This is a genomic window from Streptomyces sp. NRRL F-2580, assembly GCF_000720115.1.
In the GTDB taxonomy this organism is placed as follows: Bacteria; Actinomycetota; Actinomycetes; order Streptomycetales; family Streptomycetaceae; genus Streptomyces.
Genome location: NZ_JOIR01000033.1, coordinates 51,563 through 72,492, shown reverse-complemented (window position 1 = coordinate 72,492; position 20,930 = coordinate 51,563). Strand labels below are relative to the sequence as shown.

General features: G+C 72.3%; 17 protein-coding genes. 5 read left to right on the top strand and 12 right to left on the bottom strand.

Features of this window, described 5'->3' with window-relative positions; translation table 11 throughout:
• Positions 1–53: 53 nt before the first annotated feature.
• From IF88_RS44275 to IF88_RS0129565, 7 genes are all read right to left on the bottom strand, one after another.
• Positions 54–2,342, bottom strand: coding sequence for an MMPL family transporter (locus tag IF88_RS44275; RefSeq protein WP_078893217.1), 2,289 nt, complete (start codon positions 2,340–2,342; stop codon positions 54–56).
• 162 nt (positions 2,343–2,504) lie between these two features.
• Positions 2,505–3,008: a hypothetical protein gene (locus IF88_RS0129590; RefSeq protein WP_030719164.1), complete on the bottom strand. Its 504-nt coding sequence runs from the start codon at positions 3,006–3,008 to the stop codon at positions 2,505–2,507.
• Between the two features lie 402 nt (positions 3,009–3,410).
• The gene (locus IF88_RS0129585; protein ID WP_030719161.1) at positions 3,411–4,145 is read right to left on the bottom strand and encodes a potassium-transporting ATPase subunit C; all 735 of its coding nucleotides are present in this window, start codon (positions 4,143–4,145) and stop codon (positions 3,411–3,413) included.
• 22 nt (positions 4,146–4,167) lie between these two features.
• Positions 4,168–6,273 carry a potassium-transporting ATPase subunit KdpB gene (gene kdpB, locus IF88_RS0129580; RefSeq protein ID WP_030719158.1) on the bottom strand — a complete coding sequence of 702 codons (2,106 nt, stop codon included), beginning with the start codon at positions 6,271–6,273 and terminating at the stop codon, positions 4,168–4,170.
• On the bottom strand, positions 6,270–7,934 hold the full coding sequence (gene kdpA, locus IF88_RS0129575) for a potassium-transporting ATPase subunit KdpA (protein WP_030719156.1): 1,665 nt from the start codon (positions 7,932–7,934) through the stop codon (positions 6,270–6,272). Before kdpA ends, kdpB begins: the two co-directional genes overlap by 4 nt.
• A gap of 8 nt (positions 7,935–7,942) precedes the next feature.
• Entirely contained in the window at positions 7,943–8,032 is a 90-nt protein-coding gene (kdpF, locus tag IF88_RS42905; protein WP_037807443.1) for a K(+)-transporting ATPase subunit F, read from the bottom strand.
• The gene (locus IF88_RS0129565; RefSeq protein ID WP_030719154.1) at positions 8,029–8,214 is read right to left on the bottom strand and encodes a hypothetical protein; all 186 of its coding nucleotides are present in this window, start codon (positions 8,212–8,214) and stop codon (positions 8,029–8,031) included. The genes kdpF and IF88_RS0129565 overlap by 4 nt, the downstream gene beginning before the upstream one ends.
• Before the next feature lie 204 nt (positions 8,215–8,418).
• Between IF88_RS0129565 and recQ the strand changes: the two genes are divergently transcribed.
• Together recQ and IF88_RS44265 are read left to right on the top strand one after the other, a co-directional pair.
• A complete protein-coding gene (gene recQ / locus IF88_RS0129560; protein WP_030719152.1) occupies positions 8,419–10,443 on the top strand; it encodes a DNA helicase RecQ in 2,025 nt (674 codons plus the stop codon).
• Between the two features lie 142 nt (positions 10,444–10,585).
• The gene (locus IF88_RS44265) at positions 10,586–11,095 is read left to right on the top strand and encodes a hypothetical protein (protein WP_199808156.1); all 510 of its coding nucleotides are present in this window, start codon (positions 10,586–10,588) and stop codon (positions 11,093–11,095) included.
• Positions 11,096–11,116: 21 nt separating this feature from the next.
• On the opposite strand, the gene IF88_RS0129550 is transcribed toward IF88_RS44265, so the two are convergent.
• The gene (locus tag IF88_RS0129550; protein ID WP_030719150.1) at positions 11,117–11,473 is read right to left on the bottom strand and encodes a VOC family protein; all 357 of its coding nucleotides are present in this window, start codon (positions 11,471–11,473) and stop codon (positions 11,117–11,119) included.
• 106 nt (positions 11,474–11,579) lie between these two features.
• A complete protein-coding gene (gene katG, locus IF88_RS0129545) occupies positions 11,580–13,769 on the bottom strand; it encodes a catalase/peroxidase HPI (RefSeq protein WP_030719148.1) in 2,190 nt (729 codons plus the stop codon).
• 189 nt (positions 13,770–13,958) lie between these two features.
• On the opposite strand from katG, the gene IF88_RS0129540 reads away from it, so the two are divergent.
• Positions 13,959–14,387 (top strand): Fur family transcriptional regulator, encoded by a 429-nt coding sequence (locus IF88_RS0129540; RefSeq protein WP_030719147.1) that lies wholly within the window; start codon positions 13,959–13,961, stop codon positions 14,385–14,387.
• 2 nt (positions 14,388–14,389) lie between these two features.
• Here IF88_RS0129540 and IF88_RS0129535 read toward each other — a convergent pair whose 3' ends face one another.
• Together IF88_RS0129535 and IF88_RS0129530 are read right to left on the bottom strand one after the other, a co-directional pair.
• Positions 14,390–15,952: a DUF4139 domain-containing protein gene (locus tag IF88_RS0129535; RefSeq protein ID WP_030719146.1), complete on the bottom strand. Its 1,563-nt coding sequence runs from the start codon at positions 15,950–15,952 to the stop codon at positions 14,390–14,392.
• An 8-nt stretch (positions 15,953–15,960) separates the two neighbouring features.
• Positions 15,961–18,111, bottom strand: a complete 2,151-nt coding sequence (locus tag IF88_RS0129530) for a DUF4139 domain-containing protein (RefSeq protein ID WP_051837775.1) — start codon at positions 18,109–18,111, stop codon at positions 15,961–15,963.
• Between the two features lie 68 nt (positions 18,112–18,179).
• Here IF88_RS0129530 and IF88_RS0129525 point away from each other — a divergent pair, with 68 nt between their 5' ends.
• A complete protein-coding gene (locus IF88_RS0129525; RefSeq protein ID WP_063754857.1) occupies positions 18,180–18,575 on the top strand; it encodes a hypothetical protein in 396 nt (131 codons plus the stop codon).
• 62 nt (positions 18,576–18,637) lie between these two features.
• Here the strand turns inward: IF88_RS0129525 and IF88_RS0129520 are convergent, their stop codons facing one another.
• The gene (locus IF88_RS0129520; protein WP_030719140.1) at positions 18,638–19,288 is read right to left on the bottom strand and encodes a TetR/AcrR family transcriptional regulator C-terminal domain-containing protein; all 651 of its coding nucleotides are present in this window, start codon (positions 19,286–19,288) and stop codon (positions 18,638–18,640) included.
• A gap of 69 nt (positions 19,289–19,357) precedes the next feature.
• Here IF88_RS0129520 and IF88_RS0129515 point away from each other — a divergent pair, with 69 nt between their 5' ends.
• Positions 19,358–20,821, top strand: a complete 1,464-nt coding sequence (locus IF88_RS0129515) for an FAD-dependent oxidoreductase (RefSeq protein WP_030719137.1) — start codon at positions 19,358–19,360, stop codon at positions 20,819–20,821.
• Positions 20,822–20,930 lie beyond the last annotated feature (109 nt).

Genomic DNA, 20,930 nt, shown 5'->3' with positions numbered 1-20,930 from the left:
GAACGGGATGTACGGGAACGGGACGTGCGGGACGGGGTCTGTGCCCCGCTCGGTCAGCGGCCCGCGGGTGCGCGGGCGTGCGGGCGGACGGGCGTACGGACCGCGGCACGGCCGGGTGGGGGACACCGCCCCGGCGGGCACCTCCGGGGCGGGGGCGCAGCGGCCACCGGGCGCGGCGCCCCGGGCCTCGGCAGCCGCGGCGCCCACCAGTTCAGGCCGCCCGCCAGACGCATGAGCGCCGGTACGAGGACTCCGCGGACGAGCGTGGCGTCGAGCAGGACGCCGAGGCCCGCGCCGATCCCGAAGAACTGCAGGAGGGACACCTGGGAGGTGCCGAAGCTCAGCAGGGTGAAGGCGAGCAGGGCGCCGGCGGTCGTGACGATCCCGCCCGTGCGGGCGATGCCGGAGACGATCGATGTCGCATCGTCCTGCCCGGCGTCGTGCGCCTCCTTGATCCGGGCGAGGACGAACACCTCGTAGTCCACCGACAGGCCGAAGACGATGCAGAACAGCAGCACCGGCATGGTCGTGCTGAGCGGTCCGGGCGTGAAACCGAGCAGGTGGTGCAGATGGCCCGACTGGAAGATCCACACCATGGCCCCGAGGACGGCCGCCAGGCTCAGGGCGTTCAGTGCGATCGCCTTGATCGGCAGGAGCAGACTGCGCGTGAAGCCGAACAGCAGCGCGAAGGTGGTCAGGGTGATCAAGGCGAGCGCCAGCGGGATCCGGTCTCCGACGGCGGACTTGGCGTCGACCAGCACCGCGCTCGGTCCGCCGACGAGGACCTCGGCGCCCGCCGGGACGGGAGCGGAGCGGATGTCACGCACGAGCTGCTGGGCCGCGCGTGACTGGGGGTCGGCCAGCGGCACCACGGAGAGCCGCACCGGTCCGCCGCCGGAGGTACCCGTGGCACCGGCGGACCCGGCCGCGGAGCCGGACACCGCCGCCCTCTCGCCGGACCGGAAGCTGCCCTCGGCACCCACGACCTGCGCGACCTGCGGGAGCGCCGACAGCCGACGGGCATAGTCCTCCCGCGCCGACGGGGACGCCGTACCCGTGACGACGACCGTGAGCGCGCTGGCGCCCTTCATGTCGAACGAGCCGCGCACCAGGTCCCCGGTCTGCCGGCTGGACGCGCCCACCGGCAGCGCCCGGTCGTCGGGAGTGGCGAAACCGGCGTGCGCGAACGGCGCCGCGAGCACCAGCAGCAGGCCGATCACCGGCAGCGCCGCGACCAGCGGGCGGCGTACGACGATCCGCGCCAGCCTCTCCCAGAGACGCGACCGCGAGCCGCCGTGGACCCGGCGGCGCCACGGCACGGCCCAGGCGTTCACCCGCTTGCCGAGCAGCGCGAGCAGGGCCGGCAGTACGGTCAGGGCGCTCACCGCCGCGATCACCACCACGGCGATGCCCGCGTAGGCGAAGGAACGCAGGAAGTACGGCGGGAACACCAGCAGCGTCGCGAGCGCGGCGGAGACCGTGGCGGCACTGAAGACGATCGTGTGGCCGGCGGTGCGCACGGTCCGGATGGCGGCGTTGCGCGGCCGGTACCCGTGGGCGAGCTCCTCGCGGAACCGCGAGACGATCAGCAGCCCGTAGTCGATGCCCAGCCCCAGGCCGAGCGCCGTGGTGAGGTTCAGCGCGAACACGGACACGTCGGTGACGGAGCCGAGGACGCTCAGGACCAGCAGCGTCCCGGCGATCGCCAGCACGCCGATCAGCAGCGGCAGCGCGGCGGCCACGACACTGCCGAAGACCAGGACCAGCAGGATCAGGGTTCCCGGCAGGACCACGGACTCGGCCCGCTTGAGGTCGGATTCCGAGAGGTCCTGGAGCTCGGCGTCGACGAGCGCCGTCCCTCCCACGTGCAGGGTCAGGGCCTTCTCGGGGGCGCCCGGGGCGGTCAGTTCCCGCTTCAGCTCCTTGACCCGGGCTCCGAGTCGCTCCCCCTCGCCGTCGACGTGCGCGACCAGCATGGCGGCGTCGCCGTCACGGCCGCGCAGTTCGGCGGCGCCGCCCGTCCAGTACGAGGTCACGGCGCTGACGTGCGGCCGGGCGGCGAGGCGGCCGGTGAGGGCCTCGCCCTCGCTCCGGGCCGCGGCGTCGTCGACGGACCCGCCGCGGGCCTGCGCGACGACGACCAGGTTCGGGGACGCCCCCAGGCCCTCGGCCGCCAGGTGGGCGGCGCGGCTGGATTCGGAGCGCGGGTCGTCGTATCCCTGCGTCTTCAGCCGGCCGGTCGCCTGTCCGCCGAAAACGGCGGACAGGACGAGGAACACGAGCGCGCCGAAGAGCACGAGTCGGGGGCGACGGGTCACGAAGACCCCTGCGCGACGGGACACGGAAGGCTCCGATCCGGGTGGTGTGTCGGTCCTGCACTGGCGCAGGACGGTCGATTTCCACCGTGCCCGGAGGAGGGGCGGGGCCGTAGCCCCGGCTGTTCGTACCTTGACAGGAGCCGCCGGGCCCGCTTTCGCGTCCGGCGGAGGCCGTCGCCGCGGGCGTCAGCGCAGGCCGGACACCCTGAAGACGGTGTGGGCGGTCTCCCGGTCGATGTGCTCCGCCAGCTCGCGCAGCGCGGTGGCGCCCCGCAGCAGGGTGCCGCGTTCGACCGAGGTACGGGTGTCGGCGTCCAGCCGGTGCCACATCGCGGGGTTGCGGGTCAGCACGGTCGGGTCGATCTCGACGCTGCTTCCGTCGGTGTCCCGGAGCAGCAGGCGCTGGGCCACGCCGTCGCACCACTGCAGGGAGGCCAGGGAGTCGGTACGGACGCTGTGCCCCACCAGTACGCCGCGAGTGCTCAGCCGGCCGGCGCGTACGGAGATCCGGGGTGGCAGCAGGATCACGAACAGGAGGGCGGCCAGGCCACCCCAGAGGGCGCAACGGAGCACGCAGAGCTCGCCGGCACCCGCGTCCAGCACGAGAAGGGCCGCGAGGAACAGCGCGGCCGTGCAGATCGCGGAGCGTCGCGCACCGGCCCAGTGGATGTCCTCGGCGAGTCCGTCCATGGGAGCGACGCTAGGGCGGGCGGCGGCGCGGTCCGTGCGCCTTGACGCACTGCTGAGGCGACGACTACGACATCTTGACCATGTCCCGTCAAAAAGGGACGCGGGTGGGCGGGCGGCCGGTCAGAGCCGCCCGGTGGCCGGCCCGGGGCCCACGGGGAGGGTGAGCACCATGGTGAGACCGCCGCCGGGAGTGTCCTCGGCTGACGATGCGGACGTCGAGGTCGGGTCCGGACTCGCGGGCCACGGTGGCGCTGACGCCGGGACTGAAGGCGTACTGCCAGGAGCGTCGGCGGCTCACACCCAGCACGATCTGCGTGGCGTAGACCCCGCGGGCCGCCCGGGTCCTCGACCAGGGCGCGCAGTGCGCGCCCGCCGGTCCGCAGGTCGGGGCGACGTGGAGCATCAGCTCCGGGTCAGTGCCGCGAGCGCGATGTTGAGTGCGAGGACGTTGACGCGGGGTTCGCCCATGAAGCCGAGGGTGCGGCCGGTGGTGTGGTCGGCGACGAGCTTTTCTACCTGCTGGACGTCGAGCTTGTTCTGTTCGGCGACACGGTGGATCTGGAGCTCGGCGTACTCGGGGGAGATGTCGGGGTCGAGGCCGGAGCCGGAGGAGGTGACGGCGTCGGCCGGTACGTCCTCGGGCCTGACGTGGTAGCCGGTGGTGGAGTTGTCCGCGATGACGGCTTCCTTGGCGGCGATGACCTGGGCGCAGAGAGTGCCTTCCTCGGCGTCCTTGGTGCAGTGGCCGCCCACGGCGCCGTTGTCGGCGGAGCGGTTGGTGGCTCCGGAGAGGATGAGCGAGTACTGGGTGTTGACGCTGTTGGAGCCGAGGCCGTTGGAGGGGCGCGGCTGGAACCACCTGAGGTCCGGCTTGGCGGCTTCCTCCGGGTCGTCGCCCGTAGAGGCATCAGAAGGAGCCTGCTTGGGGAGGTGGTAGGTCTGGCCGATGAGGGAGGAGCCGACGACACGGCCGCTCTCGTCCTTGATCCCGGAGCCGTTGGCCTTGTCGTGGAAGAGGACCTGGGCGATGCCGGTGACGGCGAGGGGGTAGAGGACCCCGCAGATCACGGTCAGGACGAAGAGGGCGCGCAGCCCGGCCCCGAGCAGTCGTGCCGTGGTGGATACGGAAGTGTTCATGGCAGATCAGCACGTTCCTGGTTCAGGAGAGCCCGGGGATGAGGGAGATGAGCATGTCGATGGTCTTGATGCCGATGAACGGGGCGATCAGTCCGCCCACCCCGTAGAGGCCGAGGTTGCGGCGGAGCATCTTGTCGGCGCTGGTGGGCCGGTACTGGACGCCCTTGAGGGCGAGCGGGACCAGGGCGATGATGATCAGCGCGTTGAAGACGACGGCGGAGAGGATCGCCGACTCGGGCGAGGACAGGCCCATGATGTTGAGCTTGTCGAGGCCCGGGTAGACCACGGCGAACATGGCCGGGATGATCGCGAAGTACTTGGCGACGTCGTTGGCGATGGAGAACGTGGTCAGGGCACCGCGCGTGATCAGCAGCTGCTTGCCGATCTCGACGATCTCGATGAGTTTGGTGGGGTTGGAGTCCAGGTCCACCATGTTCCCGGCCTCCTTGGCGGCCGAGGTGCCCGTGTTCATCGCCACGCCCACGTCGGCCTGCGCGAGGGCGGGGGCGTCGTTCGTACCGTCGCCGGTCATCGCGACGAGCTTGCCGCCCGCCTGCTCCCGCTTGATGAGGGCCATCTTGTCCTCCGGCGTTGCCTCCGCGAGGAAGTCGTCGACACCCGCTTCCTCGGCGATGGCCTTGGCGGTGAGGGGGTTGTCGCCGGTGATCATGACGGTCTTGATGCCCATGCGGCGCAGTTCGCCGAACCGCTCGCGCATGCCTTCCTTGACGACGTCCTTCAGGTGGATGACGCCCAGGACGCGGGCGCCCTTCTCGTCGTGGACGGCGACCAGGAGCGGGGTGCCGCCGGCTTCGGAGATCTTGTCGGCGACGAGGTCGGCGTCGTCGGAGACCTCGCCGCCCTGCTCCTTGACCCAGGTGATGACGGAGCCGGCCGCCCCCTTGCGGGTCTTCCTGCCGTCCACGTCGACGCCCGACATGCGGGTCTGGGCGGTGAAGGCGATCCAGTCGGCCTGGGTGAGTTCGCCCTGGTGGCGTTCGCGCAGGCCGTACTTCTCCTTCGCGAGGACCACGACGGAGCGGCCCTCGGGCGTCTCGTCGGCCAACGACGACAGCTGGGCGGCGTCGGCCAGCTCCGCCTCCGTCGTCCCCTTGACCGGGACGAACTCCGAGGCCTGGCGGTTGCCGAGGGTGATCGTGCCCGTCTTGTCCAGGAGCAGCGTGGAGACGTCACCCGCGGCCTCCACCGCGCGCCCCGACATGGCGAGGACGTTGCGCTGGACCAGCCGGTCCATGCCGGCGATGCCGATCGCGGACAGCAGCGCGCCGATCGTGGTGGGGATCAGACAGACCAGCAGGGCCGTCAGCACGATCATCGACTGCTCGGCGCCCGCGTGGATCGCGAACGGCTGCAGGGTCACCACGGCCAGCAGAAAGACGATGGTGAGGGACGCCAGCAGGATGTTGAGAGCGATCTCGTTGGGCGTCTTCTGCCGGGCGGCGCCCTCGACGAGGGCGATCATGCGGTCGATGAAGGTCTCGCCGGGCTTCGTCGTGATCTTGACGACGATCCGGTCGGAGAGCACTTTCGTACCACCGGTCACGGCCGAGCGGTCGCCGCCGGACTCGCGGATGACGGGCGCGGACTCGCCGGTGATGGCGGACTCGTCGACGGAGGCCACACCCTCGACGACGTCACCGTCGCCGGGGATGATGTCGCCCGCCTCGCAGGCCACCAGGTCACCGATCTTCAGCCCGATGCCCGGAACCTGCTCCTCCCTCCTGCCGTCCCGAGTCAGACGGCGGGCGACGGAGTCGGTCTTGGCCTTGCGCAGAGTGTCGGCCTGGGCCTTGCCGCGGCCCTCGGCGACGGCCTCGGCGAGGTTGGCGAAGATCGTGGTCAGCCACAGCCAGGCGGTGATCGCCCAGCCGAACCAGTCCGTCGGGTTCTTGACCGCCAGGACGGTGGTGACGACCGAGCCGATCAGGACCACGAACATGACCGGGGACTTGATCATGATCCGGGGGTCGAGCTTGCGGACCGCGTCCGGGAAGGACTTCAGCAGCTGCCTGGGATCGAACAGGCCCCCGCCGACGCGCCCGGCGCCAGGCTGGTGACCGGTGGGCACGTCCTGGTGCGGAGCCCTGGTGGGAGTGGCGGTGCTCATGATGCGAGCCCTTCGGCGAGCGGACCCAGCGCCAGGGCCGGGAAGTAGGTGAGTCCGGTGACGATGATGATCGTTCCGACGAGGAGGCCCGCGTAGAGCGGCTTGTCGGTACGGAGGGTGCCCGCGGTCTCGGGTACGGGTTTCTGCTCGGCGAGCGAGCCGGCGAGCGCGAGGACGAAGACCATGGGCAGGAAGCGGCCGAGCAGCATGGCGATGCCGATGGTGCTGTTGAACCACTGGGTGTCGGCGTTCAGGCCGGCGAAGGCGGAGCCGTTGTTGTTGGCGCCCGAGGTGTAGGCGTAGAGGATCTCCGAGAAGCCGTGCGCGCCCGTGTTCGTCATCGAGTTGCCCGGAGTGGGCAGGGCCATCGCGGCGGCGGTGAAGCACAGGACGAGGGCGGGGGTGATGAGGATGTAGCAGGCGGCGAGCTTGATCTCGCGGGTGCCGATCTTCTTGCCCAGGTATTCGGGGGTGCGGCCGACCATCAGGCCGGCGATGAACACGGCGATGATCGCCATGATCAGCATGCCGTAGAGGCCGGAGCCGACGCCCCCGGGTGCGATCTCGCCGAGCTGCATGCCGAGCAGCTGGATGCCGCCGCCGAGCCCGGTGTAGGAGGAGTGGAAGGAGTTGACCGCACCGGTGGAGGTGAGAGTGGTCGCGACCGAGAAGATCGCGGAGGCGCCGATGCCGAAGCGGGTCTCCTTGCCTTCCATCGCGCCGCCGGAGACGTCGAAGGCGGGGCCGTGGTGCGCGAACTCGGTCCACATCATCAGGCCGGTGAACCCGATCCAGATGACACCCGTGGTGGCGAGGATCGCGTAGCCCTGGCGCAGGTTTCCGACCATGCGGCCGAAGGTGCGGGTCATCGCGAACGGGATGACGAGGATCAGGAAGATCTCGAAGAGGTTCGAGAAGGGGGTGGGGTTCTCGAAGGGGTGGGCGGAGTTGGCGTTGAAGTAGCCGCCGCCGTTGGTGCCGAGCTCCTTGATGACTTCCTGGGAGGCGACCGCACCGCCGTTCCACTGCTGGGGGCCGCCGAGGAACCGGCCGACCTCGTGGATGCCGGCGAAGTTCTGGATGGCGCCGCAGGCGACCAGGACGATCGCGCCGATCACCGAGATGGGCAGCAGGATGCGGACGGTGCCGCGGACCAGGTCGGACCAGAAGTTGCCCAGCTCACCGGTGCGGGACCGGGAGAAGCCGCGTACGAGGGCGACCGCGACGGCCATGCCCACCGCCGCGGAGACGAAGTTCTGCACGGCGAGGCCGCCGGTCTGTACGACATGGCCCATGGCCTGTTCGCCGGAGTACGACTGCCAGTTCGTGTTCGCCACGAAGGACGCGGCGGTGTTGAACGCCTGGTCCGGGTCGATCGAGGTGAAGCCGAGCGAGCCGGGCAGACCGCCCTGCACGCGCTGGAGCAGGTAGAGGAAGAGGACGCCGACGGCGGAGAAGGCGAGGACGGCGCGGAGGTAGGCGGGCCAGCGCATCTCGGCCGACGGGTTCGCGCCGATGGCCTCGTAGATCCACTTCTCCGGTGTGTAGTGCTTCTCGGAGGAGTAGACGCGGGCCATGTGGTCGCCGAGCGGGCGGTAGGCCAGTGCGAGTGCGGCGATCAGGGCGAGCAGCTGGAGCACACCAGCGGTTACGGGGCTCATGGCAGTGCTCAGAACCTCTCCGGGTACACGAGGGCGAGGACGAGGTAGCCGAGCAGGGAGACGGCGACCGCGAGGCCGACGATGTTTTCGACGGTCACGGCTTGGTCACCCCTCGGGCGATGAGAGCCACCAGCGCGAACACCGCGACCGTGGTGACGACGAAGGCCAGATCGGCCATCGTGAGCTCCTGGATGAAGTGGGTGAAGTGAATCGGCCAGATGGCCGATGACCAGACAACCCCCTCTTCACCACGGCGTTCACACGCCTTGACGGCCTCCATACGGCGGCACGGGATCTCTTGACGCCTCCCTGACGCGGAGGCCGCCGAAGCCGCCTCGGCCCTGGTGGGAGGCCCGGCGTGGCGGGGGCGGCGCCGGCCCGAGCGTCGGCGCGACGGCCGTCTGCCCGTCGCCGGACCGGCCGGTTGTCCACAGGTTCCGGTGAGCGGAGCAGGGGTGTCGGCGCGTGCCGCTAGGCTTCTCGAATGGCCGCTCCCGACACCTCCCACGAAATCTCCGATGCTCTGCAGGTGCTGCACCGCGTCTTCGGTTACAGCTCCTTCCGCGGTGAGCAGCAGGAGATCATCGACCAGGTCGTCGGCGGCGGCGACGCCCTCGTCCTGATGCCCACCGGCGGCGGCAAATCGCTCTGCTACCAGATCCCGGCGCTCGTCAGAGACGGCACGGGCGTGGTGATCTCGCCGCTCATCGCACTGATGCAGGACCAGGTGAACGCGCTCACCGCCCTCGGGGTGCGGGCCGGGTTCCTCAACTCCACGCAGGACCCACACGAGCGGCAGGCCGTCGAGCAGGCCTTCCTCGCCGACGAGCTGGACCTCCTCTACCTGGCCCCCGAGCGGCTGCGCTCCGAGGGCACCCAGCGGCTGCTCGACCGCGGCAAGGTGTCGCTCTTCGCGATCGACGAGGCGCACTGCGTCGCCCAGTGGGGCCACGACTTCCGGCCCGACTACCTCGCGCTGTCCATGCTGCACGAGCGCTGGCCGAAGGTGCCGCGGATCGCGCTCACCGCGACGGCCACCGAGGCCACCCACGCCGAGATCGTCGCCCGGCTCGGTCTGGAGGACGCCCGGCACTTCGTCGCCAGCTTCGACCGGCCGAACATCCAGTACCGGATCGTCCCGAAGAGCAACCCGCAGCGGCAGCTGCTGGACCTGATCAGGACCGAGCACGAGGGGGACGCCGGAGTCGTCTACTGCCTCTCGCGGGCCTCGGTGGAGAAGACCGCGGCCTTCCTGGCGGAGCAGGGCATCGACGCCGTGGCGTACCACGCCGGAATGGACGCCCGTGCGCGCGCGGCGAACCAGGCGCGCTTCCTGCGGGAGGACGGGGTCGTGGTGGTGGCCACGATCGCCTTCGGCATGGGCATCGACAAGCCGGACGTGCGCTTCGTCGCGCACCTGGACCTGCCGAAGTCGGTCGAGGGCTACTACCAGGAGACCGGCCGCGCAGGCCGCGACGGAGAGCCGGCCACGGCGTGGCTGGCCTACGGCCTGCAGGACGTGGTCCAGCAGCGCAAGCTCATCGAGGGCTCCGAGGGCGACGAGGCCCACCGCCGGTCCCTCGGCATGCACCTGGACGCCATGCTGGCGCTCTGCGAGACGGTCGACTGCCGCCGGACGCGGCTGCTGGAGTACTTCGGGCAGTCGGGCGAACCGTGCGGCAACTGCGACACCTGCCTGACGCCGGCCGAGTCCTGGGACGGGACGGTCCCGGCGCAGAAGCTGCTGTCCACGGTGTGGCGGCTCGCGCGGGAGCGGCGCCAGAAGTTCGGCGCCGGCCAGATCATCGACATCCTGCAGGGCAAGAAGACGGCCAAGGTCATCCAGTTCGACCACGACGCGCTCTCGGTGTTCGGCATCGGAGCCGACCTGAGCACCGCCGAGTGGCGCGGGGTCGTGCGCCAGCTGCTGGCGTCGCGGCTGCTGGCGGTGGAGGGCGACTACGGGACGCTCGTGCTGACGGACGACAGCGGCGAGGTGTTGGGCGGGCGCCGCAGCGTCCCGATGCGCAAGGAGAAGGCGCCGGCCGGCCCGGCGAAGAAGGAGTCCGGGTCGCGCTCCGGGAAGGGCGCCCGCGTCCCGGTCGACCTGCCGGCCGGGGCCGAGCCGTTCTTCCTGGCGCTGCGCGCCTGGCGGGCCGCGACGGCGCGGGAGCAGGGCGTACCGGCGTACGTCGTCTTCCACGACGCGACGCTGCGGGAGATCGCCACGCGACTTCCGGCCACCGAGGCGGAGTTGGGCACCATCGGCGGGGTCGGCGAGGCCAAGCTCGCCAAGTACGCCCAGGGAGTCCTGGACACCCTGGCGGAGTGCGATGCCGCCGCCCCCGCCACCGCCCCTGCCCCTGTCCCCGCTGCCGCCACCGCCGGGCTCGGGCTTGCCGCCGCCGCGCGGCCGGCCGGATCCGCCCGGCCGGTCCCGGCCGGCCTGGTCGACGAAGAGCCGCCCTTCGACCTGGACGAGGAACCGCCGTGGGAGGACTGGCAGTAGCCGGTCCGTAGCCGGTCCGCGGTGCCCGGCCCCGGCGCCCGGCAGGCACGCCGCCTGCCGGGCGCGGCGGTCGGGACGCGATCGGCAGCCTGCACGGCCGGTGCCGGGTGCACCGGGCCGAGATTCTGCGCCCGCGCGGCCAGTGCGCCGGCGCCGAGCAGCAGGTGCTGCGGGCCTGCGACGAGCTGCGCCCTTACCTCCGCCGAGAGCTGGGCTGGCCGCTGACCGACAGCTCCTGGGCCGGATCCGGCTGCGGGGCGGCGACCTGAGCGGTGCCGAGGAGGCGCTGCTCGCCGCGCACCGCCTCGGATGGGATCCCGAACCCGGGCTCTCGCTCGTCCGGCCCGCCGCCGACGACATCGACACGGCGGCCGCCTCGATCCGGGAGGCACTGGCGCGGCCGCTGCCCGTGCCGTCGAAGGAGCTGCCCCCCACCACCGGGCTGCGCCGGGCACCACTGCTGGACGCCCAGGTGCGGATCGCCCTGGCCCGCGGCGACGTGGAGACGGCACGGGATGCGGCCCGCGAGCTCCCGACCGCCTCGACCGCACGATCCGCACGGGAAGCTACTGCGCGTACGTCCGCGACCCGCGCGTTCTCTCCCCCTGGTCCGTCTGACCAGGGGCGCAACCCTGCCCCGAAACCCGCCTGATCGGGCGGTGGGTCCGCCCGGTCAGGTGCGGCGTGGGGCCAGGACGCAGAACTCGTTGCCCTCCGGGTCGGCGAGCACGACCCACGTCACGTCGGGGCCCTGCCCGACGTCGGCCGGGCGCGCGCCGTGCGCCAGCAGGCGGCGTACCTCCGCCTCCTGGTCGTCGGGGCGGAAGTCGAGGTGGAGGCGGTTCTTCACCGTCTTGGCGTCCGGCACCGGTACGAAGACCAGCCCCGGCAGCCGGTCGGGGGCCGGCCGGATCTCGTACTCGTCCGGATCGTCGTTCACGACGACCCACCCCAGGGCCTGCGCCCACCAGTGTCCGAGGGTGGCCGGGTCCCCGGCGTCGACGACGAGCTGCTCCCACTCCAGTGCCATGCGCCGAGCCTAGCCCTGCGACCGCGCGGTGCCCGGGCGCCACCACGCGCACCGGTCGGATCGCGAGGTCCCGGCCGGCCGGTGCGGGCCGGCCGGGACCTCGGGCTCAGGCGAGGTCGAACCGGTCGAGGTTCATCACCTTGTCCCAGGCCGCCACGAAGTCGCGTACGAACTTCTCTCCCGCGTCCTTGGAGGCGTAGACCTCCGCGAGGGCCCGGAGCTGGGCGTGCGAACCGAACACGAGGTCGACGGCGGTGGCGGTCCACTTGGGCTTGCCCGTGACGACGTCCTGGCCCTCGAACACGTTCTCCGCCGTGGCCGACGCCTTCCACTCCGTACCCATGTCGAGCAGGTTGACGAAGAAGTCGTTGGTCAACGTCTCCGGCCGCTGGGTGAGGACGCCGTGGGAGGACCCGCCGAAGCCGGTGTTCAGGGCCCGCATGCCGCCGACCAGGACCGTCATCTCGGGGGCGGTCAGAGTCAGCAGGTTGGCGCGGTCCAGCAGCAGGGTCTCCGGTGCGAGCTTCTCTCCCGCCCGGAGGTAGTTGCGGAACCCGTCCGCCTTGGGCTCGAGTACGGCGAACGCCTCCACGTCGGTCTGCTCCTGCGAGGCGTCCGTGCGCCCCGGTGCGAACGGGACCGTGATGGTGTGCCCGGCCTTCTTCGCGGCCTGCTCCACGGCCGCGCACCCGCCCAGGACGATCAGGTCGGCGAGCGACACCCTCGCCGCCCCGGCCTGCGACCCGTTGAACTCCTGCTGGATCCGCTCCAGGGCGCGCAGCGTCTCGGTCACCTCCGGCAGGGCGTTGGACTCCCAGTCCTTCTGCGGAGCGAGCCGGATCCGGGCGCCGTTGGCCCCGCCCCGCTTGTCGGTGCCGCGGAAGCTCGCAGCCGCCGCCCAGGCGGTGGTGACCAGCTGGGCGACGGACAGCCCGGAGGCGAGGATCCGGGCCTTGAGGTCGGCGATCTCCGCGTCCCCGACCAGCGGGTGATCGACCCCCGGTACGGGGTCCTGCCACAGCTGCGGCTCCGGGATCCACGGGCCGAGGTAACGCGAGAGAGGGCCCATGTCGCGGTGCAGCAGCTTGTACCAGGCCTTGGCGAACGCCTCCGCGAGCCGGTCCGGGTTCTCGTGGAAGGCCTTCGAGATCGGTCCGTAGACCGGATCCAGCTTCAGCGAGAGGTCCGTCGTCAGCATCATGGGAGCGTGCCGCTTCGACGGGTCGTGGGCGTCGGGCACCGTGCCCTGGGCCGAGGGGTCCTTCGGGGTCCACTGCTGCGCACCGGCCGGGCTCGTCGTCAGCTCCCAGTCGTAGCGGTACAGGTTGTCCAGGTACCCGTTGTCCCACTTCGTCGGCTCGGAGGTCCAGGCGCCCTCCAGCCCGCTCGTGAGCGTGTCGACGCCCTTGCCGCTGCCGTACGAGTTCTTCCAGCCGAGGCCCTGCTGCTCGATCGGGCAGGCCTCGGGTTCCGGACCGATGTAGTCGGGACCGACCGCGCCGTGGCACTTGCCGAACGTGTGGCCGCCGATGATGAGCGCGACCGTCTCCTCGTCGTTCATCGCCATGCGCTTGAACGTCTCGCGGATGTCCCTGGCGGCGGCGAGCGGATCCGGATTGCCGTTGGGCCCTTCCGGATTGACGTAGATCAGTCCCATCTGCACGGCGCCGAAAGGACCGGTGAGTTCCCGGTCGCCGCTGTAGCGCTCGTCCCCGAGCCACGTGTCCTCGGGCCCCCAGAAAACCTCCTCGGGCTCCCAGATGTCCTCTCGTCCGAATCCGAAACCGAACGTCTTGAACCCCATCGATTCCATCGCGCAGTTACCGGCGAAAACCAGAAGATCGGCCCATGAGATCTTCCGGCCGTACTTCTGCTTCACCGGCCAGAGCAGACGGCGCGCCTTGTCGAGGCTCGCGTTGTCCGGCCAGCTGTTGAGCGGGGCGAAGCGCTGGGCGCCGGAGCCGCCACCGCCCCGGCCGTCCTCGATGCGGTAGGTGCCCGCGGCATGCCAGCTCATCCGGATGAAGAGCGGCCCGTAGTGGCCGTAGTCGGCGGGCCACCAGTCCTGCGAGGCCGTCATCAGCTCGAACACGTCCTGCTTCAGCGCGTCGAGGTCCAGGGAGGCGAACTCTTCCGCGTAGTCGAAGTCCTCACCCATCGGATCGGACAGTGGCGAGTTCTGGTGGAGAACCTGAAGGTCCAGCTGATTCGGCCACCAGTCCCGGTTCGCCCGGGGGCGAGTCGGCGTGGGGGTCGGGGCGGGGATGACCGGGTTCTCGCTTTCGCTGCCGGACACGTCAGTCCTTCTTCCTGTCTCGGTGTTTCCCTCTGCTCACGAACGGCGCCGATAATCGAGCGTGTATCGGCGTCCGTATGGTCGCGCACCGCAGACCGCGCAGCCACGAGAACACGCAGAGGGTGACGGAAGCGGAAGTGGAACGGGAATTGTTTTCCGGCCCGGCGCGCAAGGGAGAGGTGGACCGGCATGAGTGACCTGACGGAGCGGCTGCGAGGACGCGGCCGGCGCATGACGTCCCAGCGGCGTGTCGTGGCGGAGGTCCTCGACGGGGAGCACGTGCACCTCACGGCCGACGAGGTGCACGTCCGCGCGGCGGAGCGGCTGCCCGAGATCTCCCGGGCCACCGTCTACAACACGCTGGGCGAACTGGTGGCGCTCGGTGAGGTCGTGGAGGTCTCCGTGCACGGCCGAGCCAAACGCTACGACCCCAACGCCCACCATCCGCACCAGCACCTGGTGTGCTCCGGCTGCGGCCTCATCCGCGACGTCCACCCGACCGGTGACCCCCTGGTCGGCCTTCCCGCGGAGGAACGCTTCGGCTACACGGTGTCCGAGGCCGAGGTCACCTACCGCGGGCTGTGCCCCTCCTGCGCTTCAGGCACGCCGCACGCGTGAGCTCAGAGCCCGGCGACCTTGGAGCTCGCCGACAGCTCGTAGACCAGGGTGACCGTGCGCCGGCCGCCGGGCGGGAGGGCGACGTCCCAGCGGACGATCCCGTCGGCGTCGACCACCTCGGGCGGCGGGGAACAGGCCTCCTTCCGCAGCCGCACCTCCACCGCCGAGACCTCGGAGACCGGGATCCGCTCCCGGACCACGACCACCCGGTCACCGCGCTCGCCGGGGGCGGAGAACCGGGACAGGTGCAGCCGGACCGTGCGGGTGACCACGGTCCGCTGCATGATCCCGGCCGAATCGCGGGTCTCCTCGGCCTCCCGCACCACCCCGTGGTCGTCGCGGCTGCCGAAGGCGAGCTCGACGGGGGTGCCCGGAGTGGTGAAGTCCAGCGTGCCGCGGCCGCTGAAACCGCTGCCGCGGACCAGGTCCACCGGCCCGGCGAGCAGCGCGTGCCCGGACAGGTTGTCGAACCGCACCACCTGGGTGACCAGCGGCGACACCTCCGGTGAGCAGGCGTACTCGCTGCTCGCGGCCGTGGTGAAGACGGAGACCGGCACCCGGTGGGCGCGGCCGTCCCCGGGTACGGAGACCGGCGCGGGGGAGTGCAGTACGCGCGCCTCGCCGCCGTCGTCCACCCCGGGCAGGCCGAGCACCGGGGCCGGGCCGAGGGCCCCGATCTCCTCCTCGCGCAGCTCGACGTCGACCGTGCGGCGCTCCGCCGCGGAGCGGTCCTTGAGGGTCAGCCGGTCCTCGTCCAGCCGCGGCGGGTCGGTGGCCAGCGCGGAACGTGCCGTCGACAGGGTCAGCCGGACGTCCGACCAGTCCTCGCCGGTGCGCTGCCAGACGACCGCGTCCGTCTCCAGGGTGAGGGCGTCCCCTTCGAGCACGGCCCGGTAGGCGGGCCGCCACAGCGCGCACGGCGTGAGGTGGCTCAGACGCAGCCCGACCGGCCCGGCGGCCGCCGTCTCCACCGTCAGCTCGACATGGCCGAGCAGCTCGGCGGGCTCCTCCTCGGAGAGGTCCATGGCCCGCTGAACGGCCCCGAGTTCGGTGCCGAGGGCGGCCAGGCGGGCCTCCACGGTGCGCAGTCGCTCGCCGTACGTGTCGCGCTCGGCGTCCAGCCGGTCCAGTTCGCGGGCCCAGCGGGGCCGTTCGGCCTCCCCCGAGCCGGCGCCCTCGCCGATGTCCCGCAGCAGGTCGGCGGTGAGGCGGCCGAGCAGGTCGAGGCGGGCGCGCAGCCGGTCGCGCCGCTGCTCCTCGGCCAGCCGCTCCTCTTCGAGGGCGTGTACGCGGTGGCGCAGCGCGGAGTCCTCGTCGGCGGACGGCAGCGGTCCGCGCGGGGTCCAGCCGCGGACGATCCGCACGTCGAGCACGGTCGCCGGGTGTTCGGCGGTCAGCTCGGCATGGAGGGTGCGGTCGACGGCCAGCGCACTGACCGGGCCGAGCCGCAGTCGCTGGACCCCGGCCTCCAGGTCGAGCACGGCGGTGCGCTCGACATGGGCGCGGTCCTCGAGACAGGTGACGGCGGTGACGGGGAGGGCGATCGGCTTCGGGGCCGTGGACATGGGGTGCGTCAGCTCCTGCGGTTGCCGCCGGCCAGGGCCTTGCCGGTCGGGATGCGGATCTCGTAGCCGCCGTCGAGGGCGGCGGTGGCGCCTGCGGGCAGGTCCAGCCGCCAGACGCGGGTGCCCGGAGCGTGGTGTTCGGGCCCCGTGCCCTCCTCGGGCGCCGTCCAGTCGGCCCGTTCCTCGATGCGGACGTCCGGCTCGGAGGTGACCGGGACCCGCTCGCGGACTTCGACCGCGACGGGCCGCGCCAGCCGGTTGGCCAGCTCCACGTGCACGCGGTGATCGAGCACGGTGGTGTTGTTGCGCAGGCCCGAGGTCGACTCGCGCAGGTTCGTACGGCGGGTGACCCGGATGCCTTCGGCGGCCCCGAGCCCGACCCGGCGGACCCCGCCGGGGGCGAGCGTGGGCAGCGCGGCGGTCAGCAGGAACGCGTCGTCGACGACGACCTCGACCGGGCCGGCCAGCAGTGCCTGGTCGGTGGCGTTGGAGAGCACCAGCGTGGCGTACACGGTCTGCTCCACGGACGGCACGCAGAGGTACTCGGTGCGCAGGCCGACCGGGACCTCGGCGACGGTGACGGTGTGCCAGGTGCCGTCCGACGGGACGTCGGCGCGTGCGGTGGCGTCGAAGCGGTGGTCGAAGGACCCCGCCGACTCGCGGGGCCGCACGGACTGTCCGGGCAGCGGCAGCGAGGCCACCGTTTCGGCGCGGCGTCGGCACTCGGCCGCCACCGGGTCGACGGGCGAGGCCGGGAAGAGCCGGCCCCGGCGGCCGCCCGGCTCGTCGGGGCCGCACAGGACGAGGGCGGCGTAGTCGAGCTCGGCGCCGCTCGGCTGCGGCGGACCGGCCACCGGCTCCGGACGGGGCGGCGGCGGGGCTCCGCCCGGGGCCGCGGGAGCCGCGGGTGCCATGGCGGCGGGTGGCATGGCGGCGGGGGCCCCGGCGAAGGAACGGGCGGCGGAACGTGCCCTGCCGCCCGGCCGCGAGGCGGCGGGCTGCGAGGGGGCCGGCAGCGCGAAGTCGGGCATCGCGCCGCCGTAGCCCTGCGGTGCGGGCGGCGGTGGGGGAGGCGGCGGTGGCGGAACGGGACCGTACGCGGAGCCGCCCACGGAGGTCACCGAAGTCACCGAAGTCGTGGAAGCCCCCGAAGGCAGGCGGGCCGCGGCGGCCAGGAGGTCGGAACCGGCCCCGGCAGTCGCGCCGCCGGCGGCCGTGACCGGGCGCGGGCCGGCCGCCTCGTACCCGGCGAACAGGCCGGCGAGCCCCGCGGGAGGCTCACGCCAGCCGGAGGGCGCGGGGGCGGGCTGACGGCGTCCGATCCGGACCGAGCGGAGCTTCGGCAGGTCGGTGCGGCGCCGGAGGTCGGCGGTGGCCAGGGCGATGCGCACCCCGGTCCAGTCCTCGCCGGTCCGCTGGGCGACCGAGGCGCGCAGCACCAGGTGCCCGCTGTCGTCGCCCTGACGGTGGGTGAGCCGGTAGGCCGGCACCCAGACGGCGCCCGGCACCCCGTACTCCAGCTCCAGTTCCACCTCGTCCTCGCCGGCGCCCACGAGGGCCAAGGCCGCGCAGAGCGTGGTCTGCACGTGCGAGGAGGGCGCGTCGGTGGAGGCGCGCGCGAGCCGGTCGGCGGCGACGGAGAACTCGTGCTCGGCGGTGCGCAGTGCCTCCTCCAGCTCCGCGAGGCGGGCGTGCAGTCCCGCCAGCCGCTCGTCGACGAAGTCGGCCAGCTCCAGCCACGCGTCGACGGGGGTGCGGCGGTGCGGGTCGTCACGCTTGCGGGGAGGCGGCACGGGGTGGAGCGACCGGACCTCTTCGATCAGGCTGAGCTGCCGGTTCCGGCGTCCCTGCGCCGCGGCGTGCGCGTCGGCCAGCCGCTCGACCTCGCGCCGCAGGGCGTCGGGCGTGCCCGCGCCGAGCGGTTCGGCCTCGACCTCCACCCGGGCCTCGGTGACGCGCACCCCGGGAGCGCCCAGGACGCGGGCCCGCAGCGAGCCCGGATCCAGCGAGCGGGGCAGCCCCGGCACCCGTACCCGGCCGTCGGGCGGCACGCTGCCCCGGGCCAGGCGACGGCAGAGGGCCCCCTGCGCGTAGACCACGACCGAATCGAGGGTCGCCCCCCAGATCCCTGCCGTCCCCGCCGTGTCTGCCGTTTCCATCGTCATGTGCTCCGCCCCGCCGTGCCGATGGGCGAAGCCTACGCCCGCACCTGTGCGAGCGTGGTGCCATGGTGATGTGGATCCGCACCTACGACGAAAGCCGCGGTCTGTGGCAGTACTTCGAGGGTGACGACGAGGGGCGCGTGCTCCGACAGGTGGAGGTGCGGGGCGATGACGGCACCCCGGTGACCGCCGCCTCCCTGGACGAGGTCCTCCGCTTCCAGGAGCGCGCGGACATCGCCACCGTGAGCCGCTACGAGCAGCGGTACGGCCGTGTCACCGAGGCCGGACTCGCGGGTTGGGAGGAGGCTCCGCACGCCGGGACGCTCTCGGCCGAGGCGTTCGAGGGGGTGTGGCTGGACGCCAGTCGGGCCCTGGGCGCCGTCGCCGCACCGCCCCCGGGCACGGACACAGGTACAGGCACAGGCACGGACCCGGACCCGGATCCGGGCACGGACGTCTGATGGGGGCGTGAACGCCGGGGACCGCCCCGGCGCGTGCGGGCGGCGTCGGCCGTGACGACGGGTCAGGCGATGCCGTAGCGCGCCTCGATGCCCGCGATGAGCAGGCGCATGCCCTCCTCGAACCCCGTGGTGAAGTCCTGGAAGAGTTCGGCTCCCGCGGCGGCGGCCAGGGGGAAGTCCGCCATGCGCGCGGCGCGTTCGTCGACGTCGAAGCCGTCGCGGCGGTCACCCGGCAGGGGTTCGACCCCTTGTTCCTCGGTGACGAAGCCCAGCGTGAAGTAGTAGGCCGTGGTGAGGGCCCGTACGGCCTGGGTGGGCTCGAAGCCGGCTTCGACGAAGGCGCGGAGGTTCTCCTCCAGCTGGACCGCGTGCTCGGTGCCGGTGAAGCGGGAGCCGCTGTAGACCTTGGCGCCGTCGCGGTAGCCGAGCAGGGCGGCCCGCAGCCCCGCGTTGAAGACCATCAGCTGTTCCTGCCAGGTGGTGCCGGAGGGGATCCGCTGCCCGGCGACCATCCGGCGGTACATCTCGGTGGCCATCTCGTCGAGGAGTTCCTGCTTGTTCTTGAAGTGCCAGTAGAGGGCGGGCGCCTGGACGTCCAGCTCCTTGGCGATCGCGCGCAGGGTCAGTCCGTCGAGGCCGACCTCGTTCAGCAGCCGCAGCGCGGTGTCGACGGCCTGCTTCTTGTCCAGCTTGGGGGGTTTCCGGGTTGCCACGCTTGACAGTTTAACACCGTTAAATGCAAGCTGGTGATCGCACCACTTAACAACGTTAAGGAGAATGCCGTGAACACGCATGCCCCCGCACAGCACACCGACGTGCTCATCGTCGGAGCCGGCCCCACCGGGCTCGCGCTGGCCATCGACCTCGCCCGGCGCGGAGTCGATGCCCTCGTCGTCGAGCGGGCCGGTGCCCTCTTCCCAGGATCGCGCGGCAAAGGGTTGCAGCCCCGCACCCTGGAGGTGCTCGACGACCTCGGCGTGCACGACGCGATCCGGGCGGCCGGAGCCTCGTACCCGGTCGGCGTGATCTGGCAGGACGGCGTCCGCACCGGCGAGCACCGGATGTTCGACGCGGCCGAGCCGACCGAGGGCGCCCCGTACGCCGAGCCCTGGATGGTGCCGCAGTGGCGGACGCAGGAGATCCTCGCCGCGCGGCTCGCGGAGCTGGGCGGGGAGATCACCTTCGGCCGGGAGCTGGCCGGCATCGAGCAGGACCCGGAGGGAGTGACGGCCGCCTTCGTCTCCGGGCCGCCCGTCCGGGCGCGGTACGCCGTGGCAGCGGACGGCGGCCGGTCCACCGTCCGGCGGGCGCTGGGCATCGGCATGACCGGCGAGACCGTGGACCCGAGCCCGATGCTGGTCGCCGACGTCCGGATAGAGGGCCTCGACCGCGACCACATGCACGTCTTCCCTCCGGCCGAGGGCGGGGGCTACCTCGCCATCTGGCCCCTGGCCTCGACCGACGAGTTCCAGGTGGTGGCGGGGTTCCCGGAGGGCACCGAGCCGGACCTCTCGCTCGACGGGATCCGCAAGGTCGTCGGCGCCCGCTCACACCTCGCGCCCGGCGACGTGACGGAGGTGCGGTGGGCCTCGGACTTCCGGCCGCGGGCCGCGATGGCCGACCGCTTCCGCGACGGGCGGGTGTTCCTCGCCGGAGACAGCGCGCACGTGCACTCGCCCGCGGGCGGACAGGGACTCAACACCAGCGTCCAGGACGCGTACAACCTGGGCTGGAAGCTGGCCGCCGTACTGAGCGGGGAAGCGCGCGCATCGCTGCTCGACTCCTACGAGGAGGAGCGCATGCCGGTCGCCGCCGCCATGCTCGGCCTGTCCACCCGCATCCACCGCGGCGAGGCCCGGCGCGGCGAGGCCACCCGGCAGCTCGGCATCGGCTACCGGACCTCGACCCTCGCGGTGGAGACCCGTCACGGCCTGGCCGAGGAGGCCCTGCGGGCGGGTGACCGCGCACCGGACGGGGTGCGCGGCGGCCTCCGGCTCTTCGACGAGCTCCGTGGAACGCACTGGACGCTGCTGACGGTCGGTGCCGGTGCCGGTGCCGGTGCCGAGGTGCCGGGTCCGCCGGACCCGTCCGCACTCCCCGGACTCGCGGACGTCCGCACCGTCCGGATCCCCTCGTACGAGGCGTACGGGGACGGGGTGTTCCTGATCCGCCCCGACGGCTATGTCGGCTGGGCCGGGACGACCGCGGAGGGCCTGGCCTCCTATGCGGCCACGATCAGCGGCTGAAAAAAGCCCGCCTGCTGATCACCGGGCCCGGATGGGGTGGCCGCCGTGGCCCGTGTGCACTGGGGCCGGGGAAGCGACCGTGTCATCAGTGATCGGCCGCGAACGGCAC